The organism is Sphingobacterium sp. PCS056 (assembly GCF_023273895.1).
GTDB lineage: Bacteria > Bacteroidota > Bacteroidia > Sphingobacteriales > Sphingobacteriaceae > Sphingobacterium.
The window spans coordinates 1305740-1321025 of the sequence record NZ_CP096883.1; the positions used below are offsets into that span (position 1 = coordinate 1305740).

General features: G+C 38.1%; 10 protein-coding genes. 8 read left to right on the forward strand and 2 right to left on the reverse strand.

The genetic code is table 11. From position 1 onward, the window contains the following. Positions 1-3 precede the first annotated feature (3 nt). The 3 genes from MUB18_RS05580 to MUB18_RS05590 all read left to right on the forward strand — a co-directional run bounded on the left by MUB18_RS05580 (position 4) and on the right by MUB18_RS05590 (position 3187). On the forward strand, positions 4-678 hold the full coding sequence (locus tag MUB18_RS05580; protein WP_248755200.1) for a response regulator transcription factor: 675 nt from the start codon (positions 4-6) through the stop codon (positions 676-678). Between the two features lie 133 nt (positions 679-811). Further along, on the forward strand, positions 812-1354 hold the full coding sequence (locus MUB18_RS05585) for a TetR/AcrR family transcriptional regulator (protein ID WP_045754054.1): 543 nt from the start codon (positions 812-814) through the stop codon (positions 1352-1354). A gap of 126 nt (positions 1355-1480) precedes the next feature. Next, positions 1481-3187, forward strand: coding sequence for a glycoside hydrolase family 3 protein (locus MUB18_RS05590; RefSeq protein ID WP_248755201.1), 1707 nt, complete (start codon positions 1481-1483; stop codon positions 3185-3187). Between the two features lie 78 nt (positions 3188-3265). Here MUB18_RS05590 and MUB18_RS05595 read toward each other — a convergent pair whose 3' ends face one another. Continuing rightward, on the reverse strand, positions 3266-5386 hold the full coding sequence (locus tag MUB18_RS05595; RefSeq protein ID WP_094772755.1) for a carboxy terminal-processing peptidase: 2121 nt from the start codon (positions 5384-5386) through the stop codon (positions 3266-3268). 475 nt (positions 5387-5861) lie between these two features. Here MUB18_RS05595 and MUB18_RS05600 point away from each other — a divergent pair, with 475 nt between their 5' ends. Beyond that, positions 5862-6599: a dienelactone hydrolase family protein gene (locus MUB18_RS05600; protein ID WP_248755202.1), complete on the forward strand. Its 738-nt coding sequence runs from the start codon at positions 5862-5864 to the stop codon at positions 6597-6599. A 26-nt stretch (positions 6600-6625) separates the two neighbouring features. Here MUB18_RS05600 and MUB18_RS05605 read toward each other — a convergent pair whose 3' ends face one another. Continuing rightward, positions 6626-7744, reverse strand: a complete 1119-nt coding sequence (locus MUB18_RS05605) for a tetratricopeptide repeat protein (RefSeq protein ID WP_248755203.1) — start codon at positions 7742-7744, stop codon at positions 6626-6628. A gap of 209 nt (positions 7745-7953) precedes the next feature. Between MUB18_RS05605 and MUB18_RS05610 the strand changes: the two genes are divergently transcribed. From MUB18_RS05610 to MUB18_RS05625, 4 genes are all read left to right on the forward strand, one after another. Continuing rightward, a complete protein-coding gene (locus MUB18_RS05610; RefSeq protein ID WP_248755204.1) occupies positions 7954-8529 on the forward strand; it encodes a sigma-70 family RNA polymerase sigma factor in 576 nt (191 codons plus the stop codon). A gap of 73 nt (positions 8530-8602) precedes the next feature. Then, positions 8603-9700: a FecR family protein gene (locus MUB18_RS05615; protein WP_248755205.1), complete on the forward strand. Its 1098-nt coding sequence runs from the start codon at positions 8603-8605 to the stop codon at positions 9698-9700. A gap of 150 nt (positions 9701-9850) precedes the next feature. Beyond that, positions 9851-13312, forward strand: coding sequence for a SusC/RagA family TonB-linked outer membrane protein (locus tag MUB18_RS05620; RefSeq protein WP_052627592.1), 3462 nt, complete (start codon positions 9851-9853; stop codon positions 13310-13312). A 30-nt stretch (positions 13313-13342) separates the two neighbouring features. Continuing rightward, positions 13343-15124: a RagB/SusD family nutrient uptake outer membrane protein gene (locus tag MUB18_RS05625; protein ID WP_248755206.1), complete on the forward strand. Its 1782-nt coding sequence runs from the start codon at positions 13343-13345 to the stop codon at positions 15122-15124. Positions 15125-15286: the final 162 nt, after the last annotated feature.

Sequence of the window (15286 nt, forward strand, 5' to 3'; positions counted from 1 at the left end):
ATTATGATTGATATCTTATATGTAGAAGATGAACCTAGTTTAGCTCTTATTGTTACAGATAGTTTGGAAATGAATGGCTTTTCTGTCAGACATTGTCAGGAAGGGCAGACTGCTTTACGATCATTCGAAAAGGAAAAGCCTGATATTTTGTTGATTGATGTGATGATGCCAGTTATGGACGGTTTTACACTGGCTACTCATATTCGAGAGCGCGATAGTAAAATTCCGATTATTTTTCTAACTGCTCGCGTACAAACGGATGATGTGGTAAAAGGCTTTCATCTAGGAGCAAATGATTATGTGAAAAAACCTTTTCGCATCGAAGAGCTTGTTGTGCGTATTCAATCGTTATTAAAAAATAGTCCAAAAATGCAGTTTAGCCAAAATTTGATGATTGGCGATTATGTGCTGGACAGTCTCAAGCAGACATTGAGTTACCATGGAGAAGCGATTAAATTGTCTTACCGGGAAAGTGAATTATTGCGAAGCTTATATGAAAATAGAAATCAAGTCGTACCAAGAGAAGATATCATGAAAACGTATTGGAGTTATGATAAATATTTTTCGGGTAGAAGTTTGGATGTTTTTATCAGTAGGATCCGTAAATATCTAAATAAAGATGCCCGCATCAAGATTACGAATATAAGAGGTATCGGTTATATGCTATCTGTCGATTAGGAAAGATTTATAACTTATTTTTTTAAATAAATTGCTCGTTTATAGTGGTTTAAAATGTTTTTATATTCAACTTAGATAAATTGGATATAAAATACAATTTATCTAAGTTTGTATGCAGTAAAAGAATTGTAAAATGAAAGATAGTGTATTGAGTAGAAAAGAGAAAATTATTCGTGAGGCTTTGAATTTATTTTCTGAGCAAGGATATGCAGATACCTCTACCAAAGCTATCGCTCAAAATGCTGGTGTGTCTGAAGCCTTGATTTTTAAACATTTTGGCAATAAAGATGCCCTATTGGTGCACCTGATTAAGGCTGGTTATCGCAAAGTGCTTACTCATCACAAAGGGATGATGACTTATGTCGATTCTAAAGATTTTTTGCGTAAGATGATCAATCTCCCTAGTAAATTGGTTGCGGATGAACCTATTTTTTGGAAACTTCAGGAACGCCTTTCTCATCATCCTTTTTCGAAACAGCAACATGAGCAGTTCATGAAGCCTGTTCAGGCCATTATTGTACGCGCTTTTAAAGAACTGGGGTATAAAAACCCAGATTTAGAAACGGAACTCCTATTAATAGTCATCGATACCCTTTGGAAAAAAGAAGCTAATGGGGAACTTGATCATGCCATGGAGCTGGCTATTCTCCTCGAAGAAAAATACGATTTGATCTAATTTTCGATCTGTTTTTTTGAACGATCATTGCAAGTTTGTGCATGTTTTATCAAATTTGTTGCACAAACTGTTTTTTATTGTGTAAAAAATGTCCGTTCTTAGTACTCTATTTTATACAAACTAATTATGTTAAAAAAACTAGCTCTAGTTGTCGTCGCATTGACATCATCTATCTCTTTTTCACAAGCACAGGACAAAAAAGACTTTGTCAAGTATATCAATTCACCCCACAGTTGGGTAGATTCTGTATTTAACACATTGACTCCCAAAGAGCGTATAGCACAATTATTTTTAGTACGTGCACATACCAATCTTGGGCAGCGTTACATAGACTCTGTTGCTCAGGTGGTTAAAAATGAGCAATTGGGAGGTCTTGTTGTTTTTCAAGGAGGACCCGTTCGTCACGTCGATATGTTTAACCAATATCAAAAACTTTCTAAAGTACCGTTATTGATTACATTTGATGGTGAGTGGGGGCTAGGGATGCGTTTACCGGATTCGACCTTATCTTATCCTTACCAAATGACATTAGGAGCCGTTCAAAATGATCAGTTGATTTATCAAATGGGGCAAGAAGTTGCAAAAGATTTTCACCGCATAGGTATGCATTTTAATTTTGCTCCGGTAGTGGATATTAATAATAATCCCAAAAATCCAGTGATCGGTTTTCGTTCCTTTGGTGACAATAAAGAGAATGTAACCCGAAAAGCGAAAGCGTATATGGATGGAATGATGAATGGCGGTATTATTTCGTCCTTGAAGCATTTTCCTGGTCATGGCGATACCGATGTGGATTCTCACCATGATTTGCCTCAGCTTACTTTTAGCAAAGATCGATTAGAAGCTCTTGAAATGTTTCCATTCAAAGAATTGATCAAAGCGGGCGCACCTGCGATCATGGTCGCGCACATGAATATTCCGAGTTTAGATCCAGCACCAAATATTCCTTCTTCTATATCAAAACCTATTGTGACCGGTATATTGCGTGAAGAATTAGGTTTTCGTGGTCTTACAGTCACAGATGCTATGGACATGAACGGTGTCAAGAAATTTTTCCCTAATGGTGAAGCTGATGTTATGGCTATAATAGCTGGACATGATTTATTGGAAGTATCTGAAAATAGTAATCGTGCTATCGATCTCATCCTAAAAGCTATTCAAGAAGGTCGGATTAATCAAGCAGATGTAGATGCACGCGTTAAAAAAGTACTTGCCTCTAAATTATGGTTAGGTTTAGATCAATATCAAGCTGTCCATCCGACCAACCTTTATGGTGATCTGAATAGAACTTCTGCAAAGCAATTGATCGATCAGTTGGCTGAAGCCTCGGTTACTGTATTAAAATCAACAGATAAAATAAGAGCATTTAAAAAATCAGGAAAAACAGCAATTGTTAATATTGGATTAAAATCTCCAGCTGCTTTTCAACAGATTATGGCAGATGCTCTATCGGATGAGACAACGTATTATGTGACCGATGAAACAAGTCAGGATGAATTGAAAAAGATCATCAAAGAAGTTAAGAAAAATAAGCAAATCATTTTGGCAATTCATGATATACGTTCGCGCCCTCGTCCCCAATTGCCTGTCAATAAGGAAGTGGAAAATCTCGTTAAAAAGTTAGCTAAAAAATCGATTGTGACGTTCTTTACCAATCCATATGCGATCGATGGTTTTAAAGGTGTACACAAGAGTAAAACCATACTAGTGGCTTATCAGAATGATGAGTTTATGCAAAGAGCTGTTGCCAAAGCAATACTTGGGCAGTATGTGACAACAGGTAAATTACCAGTCACTATCAACAAATATTTCAAGTACGCTGCCGGAAAATAAGTCCTTAATCTACCTTTAATATATAAGAAAGGGGCTGATCAGTATTGATCAGCCCCTTCTTTTTCTTTATTCGATTTCTTACTTCTTCTCTTGGATGATGAAGTCTGTCATCACTTTAGCACTTTCCTCCTGTACAAAGTCAAACTCCATCTTAGGTTGAGGTTTTCCTTCTTCCCATAGCGGTAAGCCTCTTTGTTTCAATAATGCATTTACACGATCTCTATTTTTCTTTTGATTATCGTCACGTTCTTTTTTAAATTTATCAAGTTGCAATGGTATTTTGGTTTCTTCGTCACGTTTTTCAAACGTAGCAATATCTTCCAATAAAAACTTGTACTCGGTTGAGTTTTTCATTCTTGCTTCATGCTCTTGCTCCAATTTTTTATTGATCTGCGTTAAATCGGCTACTTTTTTATAGGTACTTGATTTAATTTGATCCCATGGTAAAGCGGATGGTTCCGAACTTTCGCCAAATTTCTCTGCAGAATATTGTGTTGGAAAAGTCACATCAGGACTTACTCCTTTATGTTGCGTGCTGCTACCATTTACACGGTAAAATTTACCTAATGTAATATTGATCTGACCGTATTCAGGTGCTCCATTTGGGGTGTCCGGATCTTTCTCTTGTTGTGCTTTCAATAATAATTTACTTGTAGGGCTGATCACGCGCGACATATCGACCGCAGACTGTACGGTACCTTTACCGTATGATTGCGAACCTAAGATGACTCCACGGCCATAATCCTGTATAGCACCTGCAAAAATTTCGGAAGCAGAAGCTGAAAAACGATTGATCATAACACCTAATGGACCATCCCATGATACACCTGCATTGCGATCCTCTTCAACATCAATTGAATTGCGGACATCACGTACTTGTACGACTGGTCCTTTGTCAATGAATAAACCGGTCAGATCGATCGCCTCTGGTAGAGATCCACCCCCGTTAAATCGCAAGTCGATCAATACTGCATCTACTTTTTCTTGTTTCAGCGTATCCAATAATAACCGCACATCACGCGTTGTACTTTTGTAGTTTGGATCACGTTTGCGGTATGCCTCAAAATCCATATAGAACTTTGGAATATTGATGACACCAACACGGTAAGTTTTACCATCTACTCCTTTTACATTTAAGATCTCTTTTTTAGCAGACTCCTCAGCCACGACGATGCGTTCCCTGGTTAGCGATACTATTTTAGGATGTGCGCCTATAGGTTGGCCAGCAGGTATAATTTTCAATCGTACAAGAGTTCCTGCAGGACCTTTGATTTTTGCTACAGCAGCATCCAATCTCCACCCAATGATATCTTCAAATTCACCGTCTTTTCCCTGTGCTACACCTACGATCTTATCATCTATGGCTAAGCTTTTATCTTTAAAGATAGGACCTCCAGGGATAATTTCACTGATAGTCACCATTTCATTGTCAATCGTCAATCGTGCACCAATTCCTTCAAACGTATTGGCCATGCCTTCATTAAAAGCTTGTGCAAAAGAAGGGTTGAAGTATGAGGTGTGCGGATCTACAGCATCTGTCAATGCAGTCATGATTAACTGAAATGCATCATTTGAATTTGTTTTTTTACCCTGAGAGATCAAATTGTTATAACGTTTACGCAAGGTCTCTCTTTGTTTGGTTTCCGTGCTATCTGTTTTTTTAGCAGTGGTCATTTCCAGATTCAACAAATCATATTTCACACGATGCTTCCATTGCGTGTCAGCTTCCGCCGTGTTTTTGAACCAGCCTAATTTCTCTCTGCTCGGAAGGAAATATTCATCCAATGTAAAATCTTGTTTAACATCCACTTGTTTGAGCGCATACTGCATGCGTTCCAAATAGCGCTTAGAGTACACATTGAAAATATGAAACGGAGCAGATAGATCACCATTTCTAAAATCTTGGGCGATCGTATTGCGATATTGTTGAAATTCATCGATATCGGATTGTAATAGGTAGTTTTTTCCTTGATCCAATGTCTTTATTAAATTGTCAAAAACAATCTTTGAAATGGAATCATTCAGTTGTACTTTTTTATAACTGGTAGATTCTAAGAGTCCTGCAACTTCTTTTGCGATGACTTCGTGTTGTGCGCTAGGCTTTAAACCTCCTTCTACTTCGGTTAGATTAACTCTCGGCTTCGAGCCACAGGAGACGATCGAAATAACAAAAAGGGTGAATATTAGCTTTTTAAACATATTTTCTATAATTTTAATAGTCATTTTTAATATATGAGATAGCGCTTTAAATCCAAAGAGCTAAATTTAAAGAATTTCAGTTCATAATTTTAACAAATCAACAAATTTATTTGATACTTTATCTGAAAAATCTCCACTATTTATATTTCTTGTAATAATAACTCATTTTAGTGAATTTAAGTATCTTTATCCAGTAAGCAATTTATGCTGTAATAATAATGTTATAAGAGGATCACAAGCTTCAGCTGGCTTATAATTCAATCGTATATGTTCCCAAAGCATCTTCTGCTTACGACCAAAAAATGAATCAGAGTGATCTCCGTAGTCGTTATTTATGGGTCATAGCAGCAGTAAGGAATAGCTAATAGCAACACATGATCGGTTTAGAATCAAGATCGATACATGAACTAAACAAAATTGGATGTAAGATGTTCATTTCATACCACGATAAGGAATTCATACCTAATATAATCATATGAAAAATTTAATAATGACAATTCTATGTTTTTGCGTCACAGAGGCGAGTTTCGGACAGCTTAAAAACGTTCGATATCAAGATGGAGATCAAGTCTTAACCGGATTGCTCAATACCGATGCGGGCGAAGGTGCTCCTGGTGTCTTAATTCTTCCAGCTTGGATGGGTATCGATGACGAAGCTACTCAAGCTGCCGTTCAATTGAGCAAGGAGGGGTACATGACCTTTGTTGCTGATATCTATGGAGAAGGTAATAAACCGACTAATGCAGCTGAAGCAGGGCAGCAGGCAGGTAAATATAAGCTGGACTATCAAGCCTATCAAAGAAGGATTCGTCTCGCTTTGGAGCAGCTGTTGAAGGCTGGAGCAAGTCCACGTCGTCTAGCTGTTATGGGCTACTGTTTTGGTGGAACGGGAGCCTTAGAGGCTGCAAGAGCGGGCTTAGAAGTGCAGGGTGTTATTTCTGTTCATGGCAACCTGGGCAAAGGTAGCCGTCCAGATGGAGCACTTAACACTAAAATATTAGTACTTCATGGTGCAGCAGATCCCCATGTTTCCGATCAAGAAATTTCAAATTTTAGAAAGGAAGTGGAAACAGCTCATGCAGATTGGCAAATGATTTATTATGCCGATGCTAAACATGCTTTTACTAATCCTGCCAGTGCTGATTTTCATCCCTTAGCAGCACAGCGCTCATGGAAACATCTAATCGTTTTCTTGGAAGAAGTTTTGAAGTAAAGAGCTCTTCATCAAGCTGTAGTTCACTAATCTATAGCTTGATGAAAAGATGTCTTCAGTTTTGTAAAATCTTGATACGTATTTTCTGCTTCTTTATAGTCTTTTAGACGAATGTAAACCTCCCCAAGTTTATCTAAAACGGCAAGTTCAAGATGTATATCCTTTCTTTCCCGTGCCATTAAAAGTGCTGACAAGAATTCTTTTTTTGCAATTTTGATATTGTTGTCTAAAAGTTTGGACGAAGCCAATACATATTCTATTGCAGCTAATTCATTGGTGAATTTTTTACTTTCTGCGAGTTGTTGCGCCTGCAGTAAAAACCATTGCGCTTCGGTAAATTTATTTTGATCAAAGTATACTTGTGCGAGTTGCTGCCAAGCCACGATCTTACCTTCATAAGCCTTTGATTTATTGTAAAGGGGTATGGCTTTTCTAATGATATCCTGTTCTGCGCCATCATAGTTTTTCATCCCACCTTTGGCCAAAGCAATTTGCATCCACGCATTTGCTTGATCATGATAATTTTTTGATAGGACAGCAGACTTCAGATTTTCCTGTGCAGCACGTTCCGCTTTTTCAAATTTTCCTGCATAAAGTAAGACAACAGCTAAATTCTGATTCAGTATCGTTTTATCTTGTTTATTGTTTGCTTTTGCTGCGATTTGGATCGCATTTTCAAAATAAGCGATTGCTTGATCAGTTAAATTGTTATTCACCGCAAATAAGCCAGCCTCATTGAGCAGTGTATAGTTTGCGATATCATCATATTGCACTTTGATCCGCGCCAATAGTTCATTCCATTTGTCTATATCTGCAGGGACTGGATGAATTAAGTACTGAAATTGTGCTTGATCTGTCACACTTTTGATTTGTGTGAGCAATGTTTTATACCGCAGTTCCTGAGCTATTTTTTTTGCAAAATCTTTTCTGGTACTACTGTCAAATAGCTCTATTAATTGTTCTGTTTTGCTCTTAGGAGGAGGGAGAATATAGACCTTCGGGCCTATACCTTTAAAATCACGATTATACTTGATGATGGCATTCGTATTATCTGCGATTGATTCCTGAGCATACGACATGAAGCAACCTATCAAAAGGTAGGTACTGGTAAGAAAAGTAATTTTCCAATATTTCTTTTTAATCATGTATATCCCTGCTGTTAGTGAGGTTATTGCAAATATGGAGAAAAAATGTGTAAAATATCGTTAAAGGGATAACTAGAACGCTGAGTGTACCTGTTTTTTACGAAAAAATTAAATTTTCAAGATTGGAAACGGATTTATGGCTATTTCCTCCTTCCAATAAAAATTTATAACTTTAAAATCGCGAATAAAAATCTGAATTAAAAAACCTCATGCAAAGCCATTATTCATCAATATTTCCTTGGAAAGAATTGCGTTATGCAATCGCTATGGAGCGTGATACAAAGGCTTTCAAAAAACTCTTTTTATATTTTTATAACGATCTCAAAATGTTTGGACGGGGGATGGTTAAATCCGAACCCGCAGTGGAGGATATTATCGCTGATATTTTCTTGAAAGTGTGGACATTAGAAGCAGATTTAATGGCTATTGACCAGATTAATACCTACCTGTACAAGGCTGTTCGCAACAATGCAATTAAATATCTGGAAAGATTACCGCAACAGGTTGATATTTCAGAAATTATCAATTTCGAATATCATATGCTTACCCCCGAGCAGGTACTTATCTCCCAAGAACATCTTGCATTAATAGAATCAGCAATAGCTCACTTACCTTCTAAATGCAGAATGGCTTTTACCTTAGTCAAAGACTTAGATTGTAGTTACAAAGACGCTGCAGAGATTATGGAGATCAGCGTTCATACTGTTGACCGCCATATGCAACTTGCATTAAGAAGATTACGAGAAGTATTGGGTAATGAAAATATTGCTCTGAATTACAGTTGATTATAAAAAAAACTAAAAAGCTGTTGGTGGTTTCTTGTTGGATTTGGATCATTATGGTAGAATCAACGAGTTTATGGAGCAAGACCAATTTATTACCTTACTAAATAAGTACCTTCAAGGACAATTGTCCATTGAAGAAAATCGACAGTTTCAGCAATTACTCCAATCTGATTCGAAAAATCAAGTTCTTTTTGACTATGTCCATATTAAATCTAATCCTTCTACAGAAAAAGAAAATGAGGAGGAGGTGTTTCAATCCATTTTAACCAAAATTGATCATACGGATCAAATGAGGATGTGGGGAGATCACAAAAAAACTATACAGCATTCTGAGGACAGTAAGATTATGGTATCTGATTTAATGCCTCAAAAACCGCAATCATGGTATCAGGTCCGGTATGTGGCAGCAGCCGTGATCGTTCCCTTGTTGATGGTACTTTCCTTCTATCTTTATCAGATGCAGCCCCAGACAAAATATGCGCAACAATACGTTAGTAAAAGAGGGGAGAAAAAGATTATTAATTTGTCCGATGGTACGACAGTTTGGTTAAACGGTGATAGTAAATTATATCTTGAAGATTCATTTGGTAAGGTCGAGCGCCGTGTTAAATTAGAGGGTGAAGGTTTTTTTACTGTTGCTCATGATCGCGAACATCCTTTTATTGTAGAATTTAAAGATTCAGAGGTAAAGGTCCTTGGAACAAAATTTAATATCCGTGCTTATCCCGATGAAGACAACACTGCTACCTCGCTGGTTGAGGGAGCAATAACAATGAAAGTCGATCATCAAGCCCAATCTTTAACCCTTAAACCGGGGGATAAAGTCACTTTCCGTTCTGCGGCATTGTCAAAAGCAAATGCCATTCAAGCAAGGCCAGCGCGGGAAGTTCAACATTCCAAATTAACGATTCAAGAAGGAGAAGTGATGCCCTCAGAGACGTTATGGCTGCAAAATAAACTTTCTTTCCATGCTGATCCACTCTCTTTGGTCATTTCCAAATTGAGCAAGTGGTATAATGTTTCCATTGCAATTGAAAATCCTGATCTAGAACAATTTATTTTCAGTGGTAACATGGAAGGTTATCGTCTTGATCAGATTCTGCTTATCCTTCAGCAAGCGAATCCTAATATCCAAGTTAAGAAACAACATGATTCAATTATTATACATTAAAACCTGAGCAATTATGATATACAACAATACTTAAAAGTCTTTATTAAAGCCAAAGGATACACCCTAAGGTGTATCCTGAGTAAGCATGAAAAGCGTACCCTGTCCCTGAGAAAGATAAGTACGCTATGGTTCCATACTAAAGTTAAAACTATGAAAAAAAATTTACATGGTCAGGGATTTTGTGTACCAAAATCTAGCACCATTAAATATGCATTAATGACTAAGCTAACAGTTGCGCTCACTTTTGCTTTTGCAGTAAAGGTTTTCGGAATAAGTACAAGTGCGCAAGAGAAAGTTTCTTTGAAAATTAGAAATACAGATTTAAAGACCGTTTTGAAAACCATCGAAAAACAGACAAACGTCAAGTTTGTATATTTTGATAATCTGGTTTCAAATAAGAATCTTTCCTCTGTTGCTGTAGAAAATCAAGCCTGGAATAATGCACTTATTCCACTTTTAAATCAATTTAACCTGACCCTAAGCAGTTATGATGGTGTTACTTATGTGATTACACCTGTGAAAAATCCTGTGCAGGGAATCACCATAAAAGGCAAGATCTTGAATAGTCAGGGAATGCCATTGGCAGGAGTTACGATCGTTGAAAAGAATAAAGATCGGGGCACGAGTACAGATGATAAGGGTGAATTTTCATTAAAGGTCAATGAGGCCACATCCATTTTATTGATTAGCAATGTAGGCTTCATCAGTCAGGAAATAAAAGTTAGTCAATCTTTTATGACCATTACGCTACAAGAAGATCTCACTTCGTTAGCTGAGGTTGTTGTTGTGGGTTATGGTACACAAAAAAAAGCAAACCTAACCGGTGCTGTTTCTTCCGTAGAAATGGATAAAGTTTTGGGTGATAGACCTGTGAGCAGTAGCTCTCAAGCATTGCAGGGTGCTCTGCCCGGTTTGCAGGTCACTTTTGGTGGAGGAAGACCAGGAACGGGGACCGATTTGAATATTCGGGGTGTGACATCCATCAATGGTGGTTCTCCACTAATTCTGGTTGATAATGTGCCTATGAATATGGATGATGTCAACCCCAAAGACATTTTAAACGTTACCGTGTTAAAAGATGCTGCTGCGGCATCTATTTATGGTGCTCGAGCTGCCTTTGGGGTCATATTGGTTACAACCAAAAAAGGCGCTAGAAATCAACCAACCAAAATTAATTACTCCAGCAATTTGACTTGGAGCAGTCCTTCTACCTTACCCGAAAAGGCCAGTCCTTTGCAGTTTGTACAAGCGCTAAAAGATTTTGGTAATACCTCCAATTGGGCTGGACAAAATGTAGACACATGGTTAGAAAAGCTCAAAGACTATCAAGTCAATCCCAATAGCTATCCAGATGGAATAACGGAAGTCAATGGAACGAAATATCCTTTGCGCGAATATGATCTTTACAAAGAGGTATTTCAAACAGGCTTCGAGCATCTGCATAATCTTTCTATTCAAGGAGGTTCCGAGAAAATAGCGTATCGTCTTTCAGGTATGTACAGTGATGAAGATGGTATCATGACGACCCGAAAAGATAGTTACAAGCGCTACAATCTCAATGCTTATGTCGGTGCAGAGTTAAAGAAAAATCTGAATATCAGTGCCAATATCTTATATAAAAACGATGAGCGCTATACACCTGCAAATTTTGGGGAGATGTTTTATCGTGCTTTAAGTTTTGGGTCTTATCTCAACCCTGGGGAGACGACAGATAGCGACGGCAATAGCATACCCTTTGGGACTCCCAATAACTATCTCAAATATGAAGATCCAACCCGAAATTACAATGATAATTTGAGGTTATTCGGAAAATTGGACTATAACCCTTTGCCAGGGTGGAATATTGCTTTAGAATATACTTTTAGCAAGACCAACAATAACAGCAAGTATGCGCAAAATAAGCATCGTTATATGAACCCCAATAATTTTAATCCCGAATATTTATTTAATAACGATTTTTACGAGCGTAGCAATACACTCATCAATTACAATGCGTTAAATATTTATTCCAGTTATAGCCACGCGATTGCGGAACATCATTTTAAAGTATTAGCGGGAGCCAATTATGAAAAAAGCTATTCAGAAAATTTTTCGGCTAGGCGATTCGGTGTTCTCAGTCCAGACTCTCCATCACTAGGTACGAGTACTGGTACACAGACCACAGCGGACTCCTTTGGTCAATATGCTGTTTTAGGTTACTTCGGGCGTATTAATTATGATTATCAGAATAAATATCTATTAGAGGTCAATGGCCGATTGGATGGTTCCTCACGATTCCAAAAAGGAAGTCAATTTGGTTTCTTTCCTTCTGTATCAGCAGGCTGGAATGTGACAGAAGAGGGATTTATGTCCGATTTGAAAAATAGCATTCCATTGCTCAAATTTAGAGGTTCTTACGGTTCCATCGGTAATCAAGTTGTTCTCAACAATGTGGGCGGGCAGGTTTATTTCCCTGTTATTCCGCAGATGACAACGAGCAATACGAATTGGATAGATCCCACTACGGGAGTCCGTTATTTAACCATCAATGCTCCCAATCTGATTAGCTCGACCTTTACTTGGGAACAGGTACGGACGTTAAATGTGGGGGTTGATATTGCGCTTTTAAATAATCGTTTGACCACGAGTTTTGACTGGTTTCGCCGTCAAACAATCGGCATGTTATATCAAGGAGCAGATTTGCCAGCAGTTTTAGGTTCAGCTCCTCCGTTTCAAAATACCACCGATCTGGAGTCCAAAGGCTGGGAGTGGGAACTTTCTTGGAAAGACCAAATTAAAGATTTTAGATATGGTTTCACGTTCAATCTTTCAGACAACAGGGGCTACATCACGCGTATTGAAAATAGTGCGGGACTGATCGATGGCTATTACGAAGGAAAAGAAATAGGGGAAATCTGGGGCTATGTCTCCGATCGTTTTTATACCACACAAGATTTTGAAGACAATTCATTAAATCCGCAGCTGATCAATGGTACATTAAAATCAGGTATTCCTGCTTTTAAAGGCGTGAAACAAAACCCTGGAGACATGCTGTATACCGATTTAAATGGTGATGGTATCCTCTTTTCGGGTACAGGTACCGTGACGGATCCCGGGGATATGAAAGTGATCGGCAATAACAATCGAAGATATCAATTTGGAGTCAATGCTTTCTTTAATTATAAAAACTTTGATCTATCGGTCTTTTTGCAGGGCGTAGGCAAGCGCGATCTATGGCTTAGTAATTTTTTGATGTGGCCTTATAATAATGAGTTTGGGACTTTATACCAACATAATCTCGATTATTGGACGCCAGAAAATACAGATGCAGAATACGGACGTGTGTATGCCAATGCAGGTCTAAATACAGGAGCTAATCGACGGGTACAAACAAAATATTTATCAAATGGAGCCTATTTACGCGTACGTAATATCACCCTAGCATATACCTTGGCGAAAAATGTATTGCGTTCAAAAGCAGTTGACAATATCAAGTTTTTTGTTTCAGGAGAGAATCTCTTTAAGGCAGATCACATGCCAAAAGGAATGGAGGCCGATGGGCAAGATCTGGGATCAGGAGGTATTTATCCTTTCTTGAAGAAATATAGCTTTGGCGTAAATGTCACGTTTTAATGGACCACTCAATTTAAATCGTATCGAACAATGAAAAATCGGATTATATTATATACCCTAGGACTATGCCTTAGCGGTTCCTTGCTAAGCTGTTCTAATCTATTGGACTTAGAGCCTGAGGGCACACTGACCGAAAATAGTACTTTTACCAATTACAACAATTTTATTTCTTACGCTTGGCAGTTTTATGGGACTTTTCCAGGTTATAGTAACGCTGTTCCCAATTCCGAATTCCATGGCGATCTATTTGCCAATGCGAATGCAAATGGGACATCAGATTGGATCTGGCAGCGGATCGTAGTTCCTTCCAAATCGGATGATTATAGCCTCCCGTTTGTTCAGATCAGAAGTATCAATATTTTGTTGGACAACATCGATTTGGCCAGTAATTTAACCGATATTGAAAAGAAACATATTCGGAGCATCGGTTATTTTTTCAAAGCCTATCAGTATATGGATCTTTTAAATAAATATGGTACTGCCATTTGGGTTGAAAATGCGATCAGCGATGGGGATAAAGAAGTTTTATATGGTACCCCGCTTACACGAGATGAATTGGCTGCCAAAATCGAGGCATTACTTAGCTATGCTGCAGAAAATATCAAGGTAAACGGTGATGGACCAAATACCATTAATAAGCATGTGGTGCTGGCTCTGACGACTCGCTTTGGGCTTCGTGAAGGTACTTGGCGTAAATATCATCAGCTTGGTCAAGCAGAAAAATATCTGCGTCTGTCGGCAGATGCGGCTTCGAAACTGATCGCTGCCAATCTTCCATTAATGGCCGATTATGATCAGTTATTTAATAGCGAGTCTTTGGCAAATGTTTCAGAAGTGTTACTCTATAAACAGTATGAACAAAATCAGATCACCCATTCGCTAGCTTCTTTAGCAAGAAATTCTTCTGGAAGATGGGATTTGACCAAGACTGCGGTAGATCTTTACTTAATGAAAGACGGGCAGAGCCGCTGGTCAAGCCCGCAATTTGCTGGAGATAAAAATCCTTACGATGAGTTTCGTAATCGAGACAGTAGACTCTACTTCACAGTGCCACCACCTTATAAAGTTGATGCTAGCCATCCAACATATACGTGGAAATATACCAATGATGTCAAGGATCGGGAATATATTGACCTGATGGCTCGATTGTCTGTTGACAAACGCAAAACGCTTCCGTGGATGAATTGGGAAGGATTAATCCTAAAACAAGAACCTCATTTTTTTGACAACAACTTAGGACAGCCTTTTAGCGTAAGTTTTACGGGTTATCGCTTTTATAAATTCAGCAACAAGATTCAACGTATTCAGAATCAAGACATCAATGATGCTCCTATTTTCAGGATGGGTGAGATACTGGTATCTTATGCCGAGGCTAAATTTGAATTGGGCGAGTTTGATCAATCTATTGCCAATCAAACGATCAATCCTTTGCGGGCTCGAGGTGGAGTTGCAGCTTTACAGTTGACCAATATACAGAGCGATCCGACACGTGATGCTACAGTAGCGCCACAATTGTGGGAGATTCGTCGGGAGAGGGCGGTTGAATTGATGGGTGAAGGATTCCGTTTTGATGATTTACGTCGTTGGAAAAAAATGGATTATGCAGTAGCTTTAAAACGTGGACGTTATATTACAAAAGGTGTAGATGTTCCTGCAAATGCTCCTATACCCATTGAAAATAATCAGACCCAAGGATATATTTCGTACGAAGGAAAGGCTCCAAGTCCATTTTTGACGTATTATTATTTATACCCTATCCCATCTGCAGAGTTGGTTCAAAATACAAATTTGAAACAAAATCCAGAATGGTAGCCGAATATTCCCTTTCTAGCATCGCTATCTTAAGGAAAATATATTTTGATTGACAAAGGTGTTTAATAGGATGATTGTAACTTTTTGCTATTACACAATTACTTTTTATCATCATATTTTTAAGCTATGATGCTAGTTTTTTACTTTCGGATCGGGGCAATA

Excerpts from the sequence above, each read along its gene's own strand:
- MUB18_RS05610 (WP_248755204.1), top strand. The coding sequence starts at position 7,954 with ATGCAAAGCCATTATTCATCAATATTTCCTTGGAAAGAATTGCGTTAT.
- MUB18_RS05585 (WP_045754054.1), top strand. The coding sequence starts at position 812 with ATGAAAGATAGTGTATTGAGTAGAAAAGAGAAAATTATTCGTGAGGCT.
- MUB18_RS05605 (WP_248755203.1), bottom strand. The coding sequence starts at position 7,744 with ATGATTAAAAAGAAATATTGGAAAATTACTTTTCTTACCAGTACCTAC.
- MUB18_RS05625 (WP_248755206.1), top strand. The coding sequence starts at position 13,343 with ATGAAAAATCGGATTATATTATATACCCTAGGACTATGCCTTAGCGGT.
- MUB18_RS05620 (WP_052627592.1), top strand. The coding sequence starts at position 9,851 with ATGAAAAAAAATTTACATGGTCAGGGATTTTGTGTACCAAAATCTAGC.
- MUB18_RS05600 (WP_248755202.1), top strand. The coding sequence starts at position 5,862 with ATGAAAAATTTAATAATGACAATTCTATGTTTTTGCGTCACAGAGGCG.
- MUB18_RS05580 (WP_248755200.1), top strand. The coding sequence starts at position 4 with ATGATTGATATCTTATATGTAGAAGATGAACCTAGTTTAGCTCTTATT.
- MUB18_RS05590 (WP_248755201.1), top strand. The coding sequence starts at position 1,481 with ATGTTAAAAAAACTAGCTCTAGTTGTCGTCGCATTGACATCATCTATC.
- MUB18_RS05615 (WP_248755205.1), top strand. The coding sequence starts at position 8,603 with ATGGAGCAAGACCAATTTATTACCTTACTAAATAAGTACCTTCAAGGA.
- MUB18_RS05595 (WP_094772755.1), bottom strand. The coding sequence starts at position 5,386 with ATGTTTAAAAAGCTAATATTCACCCTTTTTGTTATTTCGATCGTCTCC.